This is a genomic window from Streptomyces anandii JCM 4720, assembly GCF_014650655.1.
Lineage (GTDB): Bacteria > Actinomycetota > Actinomycetes > Streptomycetales > Streptomycetaceae > Streptomyces > Streptomyces anandii.
The window spans coordinates 273808-274467 of sequence record NZ_BMVJ01000002.1 but is presented as its reverse complement, the minus strand read 5'-3'; the positions used below and the strand labels follow the sequence as shown (position 1 = coordinate 274467).

The window sequence follows — 660 nt, the reverse complement described above, 5'->3', positions numbered from 1 at the left end:
AGGGCTGCGACGTGGCCGACCTGGAACTGCCCGGTGTGCAGGGCGAGTTGCTGGACGCACTGGTCGCCACGGGCGTCCCGGTGGTCCTGGTGCTGCTCACCGGCCGGCCCTACGCGCTCGGCCGCTGGGACGGCCGGCTCGGCGCGGCGGTCCAGGCGTTCTTCCCCGGCGAGGAGGGCGGCCCGGCGGTCGCGGGCGTGCTCTCGGGCCGGGTGAACCCCTCGGGCCGGCTGCCGGTGAGCGTGCCGCGCGGCCCGGGCGGCCAGCCCTGGACCTACCTCCAGCCCCCGCTGGGCCTGGCGGGTGAGGTGAGCAGCCTGGACCCGACCCCGCTGTACGCGTTCGGACACGGCGGCTCGTACACGACGTTCGCCTGGGAGGACTTCAGCGGCTTCGGCGACTCCGGGGACTGCGGGGCGGGCAACGATGTCGTCGAGATCGGCACGGACGGCGCGTACGACCTCTCCCTGACCGTCCGCAACACCGGCGGGCGCGAGGGCGCGGACGTGGTGCAGCTCTATCTGCACGACCCGGTGGCCTCGGTCACCCGCCCGGACGTCCGGCTCGTCGGCTACCAGCGCGTTCACCTGGCGCCGGGCGAGGCGAAGCGGATCACCTTCCGCTTCCACGCCGACCTGTCCGCGTTCACCGGCCTCTCGG

1 pseudogene is annotated in these 660 nt (G+C 74.8%); it reads left to right on the top strand.

Annotated features, from left to right (window positions below):
* Window positions 1-660, top strand: a pseudogene (locus IE249_RS36130) (glycoside hydrolase family 3 C-terminal domain-containing protein); the annotation flags it as partial.